Origin of the sequence: Amycolatopsis sp. NPDC059657 (assembly GCF_042734395.1) — a bacterium.
Lineage (GTDB): Bacteria > Actinomycetota > Actinomycetes > Mycobacteriales > Pseudonocardiaceae > Amycolatopsis.
The window spans coordinates 1-4786 of record NZ_JBHWEB010000246.1; the positions used below are offsets into that span (position 1 = coordinate 1).

Here is a 4786-nt window from a genome sequence, read left to right on the forward strand (position 1 = left end):
TCCACCCCCACGCCAGTCACGCCCGGGCCCGCGTCCCGGCTGTTACCACCCGCCCCCCTCGCTCACGAGCTTCTACTCGGCGCAGGACTCGTCGCCGGGCTTGCGGTCCACCTTGCGGCCGAGTGCGCGCAGGCCGACGTTGACGCCGACGATCACGGCGGTGCCGGTGGCCGCGATCGCGTAAAGTCCCGCTCCCGCAAGGGCTCCGACGGCAGCGGCGCACCACAGTGTGGCGGCCGTGTTGAGGCCTCGGACGTTCATCCCGTCGCGGATGATCACACCCGCGCCGAGGAACCCGATACCGGACACGATCTGCGCCGCGACCCGTGTCGGGTCCGCGCTCCCCGCGCCGGTCACGTCACCGAAACCGTGCGCTGACAGCAAAACGAACAGCGTCGCGCCGACGGCGACCAGCGCGTTGGTGCGCAGGCCCGCGATCTTGGCGCGGAACTGGCGCTCGAAGCCGATCACGGTGCCCAGGCCGACGCCGGTGGCCACGCGCAGCAGCATTTCAAAGGTGTTCATGGCGAATCTCGCTTTTCTGGCGTGCGGACAGCCAGACAGGACGAAGACCGCCTTAACGCACGAACCCTACGAGGGCGGTCTTCCCAGAACTGTCTTCCGGCATGTTCCGCTCACCTCGCTCTCCGGTCTCGTACTAGATCAACTCGAGCCACGATACACGCCCCGCTCCCACCGGCGCCGTAAGTACCGCGCAAAAACCTCGGGCACCGGCCGTGTCGTCCATCCATGCACGCGTGTCGTCCATCCATGCACCGATGGACGACACGCGTAGAACTAGGGAGCGACCGCGCCCGTTTTGGGGTCGAGCTTCAGCGGTTTCGCGGCGGCGGCGCCGAAGTCGAACATGGACCGCATATCGCCCGCCAGCTCGTCGTACGAGGCGTCGCCGATCTTCCCGGTCGACCAGTTCTCCTCGATGAACCGGAGCACCGAGGTCTGGTCGGTCAGCGTGTGGTCGACGTGGTTCACCTTGCTGTACGGCGAAATCACCAGCAACGGCAGGCGCGGGCCGTAGCCGCACCGGTCGGCGTAGCCGCCGAGCTTCACCGGCTGCCCGGTGCAGATCGCCGAGTCCTGCTTCGCGTCGTTCGAGCCGTTGACGATCGGGCCCGCGACGTGGTCGTACCAGCCGTCGGAGTCGTCGTAGGCGAGCACGATCGCGGTCGACGCCCACTGCGGCGACTGCTGGATCTTGTTGACCTGGTTGACCACGAACTCCTGCTCGTCGAGCGGGTCCGAGTAGCCGGCGTGGCCGTCCTGGTACGACCCGGCCTTGAGGTAGCTCACCGACGGCAGATTGCCCGCGCCGAGCGCGGTGTCGAAGTCGCTCAGGTCGTACTGGTGGTTGGCCTGGTCGGTCTTGCCGATCGCGTCCGGCGAGCTCGGCGGGAGGTGCTTCGGGTTGGCCGTGGACTTGTAGTACTGGAACGGTTCGTGGTGCGGGCTGTAGTCCACAACGGACTGACCGCCCACGTTCTTGTGCGACTGCCCGCAGACCGCGTAGTGCCCGCTCTCGCCGCCGCCCGGCGTGGTCGGCTTGAAACCGCCCTGGAACCAGCCCCAGGTGACCTTCTTCTCGTTGAGCAGGTCGCCGATGTTGCGGCCCTTCATCACCGCGAGGTTGTCCTTGGCCGTGTGGTTCTTGTCCGAGCAGTCGTCGAACGCCGGGTCCGGGTCCTCGATGATCGTGCCGATCTTCGACGCGTCGGGCGAGACAGCCACCTTCGGGTCGTCCTTGGGCTCGCCGCTGACCGAGTCGACGGCCTGCACCCCGTGCGTCTGCCCGGAGATCAGGTTGATCGCGCCGGGCGTCGACGGGCCGAACACGGTGTTGAACGAGTTGTCGTTCAACGCGTAGTGCTGGGCGTAGTTCCACATCCCGGTGACGGTGTTGCCGTCGTAGTAGTCCATCACCAGCCCCGGCTCACCGAAGAGCACCGGCTGCCCCTTGCATTTGTCCTTTTCGGTGTTCTCGACGAACTTGTCCATCTTGCCGCCGTTGTAGGCGGCCTGTTCCTTGTTGTAGTCGTGGTCCTGGTCGCAGGTCATCGCCTGCTCGTGCGTGAGCCGCTTCGGCTGGTACGCGTTGGGATTATGCGTGAGCAGCTCCGGCGTCAGCCCGTTGATCCGCGGCGTCCCCGCCGCGGCCGTGAACTGGGTGCCGTCGCTGTTGGCCGCGTTCGGATACGTGCCGAAGTAGTGGTCGAACGCGATGTTCTCGCCGAAGATCACCACCACGTGCTTGATCGGGGTGGCCGTTTGCACCTCGCTCTGCGGCTGCGGCGCGGGCTCTCCCCCGCCGCTGCACCCGGCGGCCAGCACGGCGGCCAGCACGGCGGCGGACGCCAGCGCCACCAGCACCTTCTTGTCCACTGTGGATCCTCCTAAAGGGCCAGCAAGGCGCGGCCGTAGTAGTCGTCAATGCCGGTGACGCCCGGAAACGCGTAGAAGTACCCGCCGCCGAACGGCGAGATGTAGTCGGTCAGCGGCTCGCCGCCGAGCCGCTTCTGCACGGCCTCGAACTGCGCCTCCAGATCACGCTGGTAGCAGGTGAAGATCAGGCCCATGTCGAGGTTGCCGTTCGCGTCGACGCCGCGGTCATAGTTGAAGCCGCGCCGCAGCAGCCTGCTGCCGTCGGTGTCGTCCGTGCGCGGGTTCGCGAGGCGGATGTGACTGGTCAGCGGGATCACCGTGCCGACGGGATCCTCGCCGAACCGCGGCACGTCGGTCTCGCGCGTGCCGTCGAGCGGTGCGCCGGTGTCGCGGCGCCTGCCGATCATGTTCTCTTGTTCCGGCAGCGAGACCCGGTCCCAGAACTCGACGAGCATCCTGATCAGCCGGATCACCTGGTAGCTGCCGCCGTCCGGGGCCCACACCAGACGGTCCATTTCGGACTCGACGGGGTTGGCCGTTCCGTCCTTGAAGCCGAGCAGGTTGCGAGGGGCGCCGTCGGGCCTGGCAGGCGAGCTGAACCCGCCCAACTTCCAGCGCACCTGCATCCCGCCGCGGGTGGCGCGCGTGATGTCGCGCAACGCGTGCAGGACGGTGTCGGCGTGCTCGGCCGTGAGCACCAGGCTGAGGTCACCGTGGCACTGCTTCTCGTCGAGCGCGTCGTCGGGGAACGCCAGCATCGGCTTGAGCTTGGCCGGTTTGCGCTCGGCGAGCCCGAACCGGCCGTCGAACAGCGACGACCCGGCGCCGAGCACCACGCCCAGGTCGCCGCGCGGCACCTCGGGCCCGAGCACCCCGGAGTCCGACGGCGGCGCGGTGATCCCGAGCGCGGCGGGCGCGCCGCCCGCCACCAGGAACCTCGCCCGGTCGGTGATCGTCCGCAGCAAGTCGGCCAGTTCGGCCCGGTTCTCGGCGATCACGTCGAACGCCACGACGACGCTCTGCCTGGCGGGCTCACGCAGGATCGCCTGCTGCCGCGCGCCGTGGAACGCGGGCTGGGCCTGTGCGCTCGCGGACAGCCCGGCGATGCCGGCACCCGCGACCGCGCCACGCAGGAAGGTGCGGCGTGCCAGGTTCACGACACCCTCCTCGGTTCGGCGATCGCGGCGATCGGCGCGAGCTGCTCGGTCAGCTCGGCGACCGAGCCGTTGATCTTCTGCCGCAGCGCCGGATCCAGCTGCGCCAGCGGTGTCCACGAGCCGTCAGGACGTCGCGCGGCCGTGACGGCCTCCCGTGTCCGGTTCATCCACTTGTCCACTGTGGAGAGACCAGGGAAACGCGGCGTCAGCAACGGCCGGAGCACGTCGAGCACGGCGCTGGTTCCGTCCACATTGGCCAGAACGGTCGCCAGATTAGTCCCGCTGCCGGCGTCGGTCTTGCCGGTCAGCTCGAATTGCAGTGAGTTCTCCATGATTTCATGCGCGCGCAACCCAAGATCGTTTTGGTCGATTTGGGCTGTGGCGAACGATTCGCGTAGTCCACGCACGTCGGTTTCGAGCTGCTCGGCGGCCGCGACGAGCTTGGCGGGATCATCGCCGCGCCACAATCCGGCTTCGAGCCCGCGGAACCCGGTCTCGTTGATCGCCGCATCCGCGTCGCCGAAAGCGTCATAAGCGGCGCCGAGCCGTTCGTAAGTCAAGTGCGCGGTCAGCCACGCGGCCTGACTCGCGGCCCGTTTTCCGCCCAGCAGTGCGGTTTTCAGCGCGGCGGTCTGTTCCGAAAGCGTGCCGAGTCCGTTTTGGACATACTCATGATACGCCTTCACCGGCCCGAGCAGATCCGCGTTGGTCACCGGGACGACGGCCGGTCCCCCGCGCTCGGCACCACCCGAGACATGCACCTTCGGCCCGACAAAGGGCGCGTCACCTTCAGGCAGGCACCGGAACGCGTAATCACCATTGCCCAAATTGACCGGCAAAGCCCGGATCGTCCCGGCGCCGAGTCCTTCGATTTCGCCGTACACCATTCCGGTGCCGGGATCGATCAACTCGACTTCGGCCGTCACCGCGCCCGCGTTGCGCACCTGGAGCGTTTGCGGACCCGGCTTGGCGGTCCAGCCCTCGGCACACGAAGATCGCGAAACGGAGATTTCGGACTCCGCAGGGGATTCCGGGCCGCGCGGCCACTTCAGGGCCACCACAACGCCCGCGAGAACGACGACCGCGACCACGATCGCCCAGCGGGCGCGAAGGAAGCGCGACACGCACAACCCCCACCATCGGTGAATGAATCACCGCCACCTTAAACCAAAGGGCCGTGAGTGTTGGCGCCGGGCCGGGCCGGGGGGGACGGGAGGGGGCCCGGGATGCGT

The 4786-nt window shown here is 67.9% G+C and carries 3 protein-coding genes and 1 pseudogene; all 4 read right to left on the bottom strand.

Annotated elements, in window-relative coordinates:
* Positions 1–78 precede the first annotated feature (78 nt).
* A pseudogene (locus tag ACFV15_RS47855) lies at positions 79–525 on the bottom strand (MgtC/SapB family protein); the annotation flags it as partial.
* Between the two features lie 273 nt (positions 526–798).
* Positions 799–2397, bottom strand: coding sequence for a phospholipase C (locus ACFV15_RS47860; RefSeq protein ID WP_378360153.1), 1599 nt, complete (start codon positions 2395–2397; stop codon positions 799–801).
* A gap of 11 nt (positions 2398–2408) precedes the next feature.
* On the bottom strand, positions 2409–3554 hold the full coding sequence (locus tag ACFV15_RS47865; protein WP_378360155.1) for a Dyp-type peroxidase: 1146 nt from the start codon (positions 3552–3554) through the stop codon (positions 2409–2411).
* Complete coding sequence (locus ACFV15_RS47870) at positions 3551–4678, bottom strand: EfeM/EfeO family lipoprotein (RefSeq protein WP_378360156.1); 1128 nt, start codon at positions 4676–4678, stop codon at positions 3551–3553. Before ACFV15_RS47870 ends, ACFV15_RS47865 begins: the two co-directional genes overlap by 4 nt.
* Positions 4679–4786 lie beyond the last annotated feature (108 nt).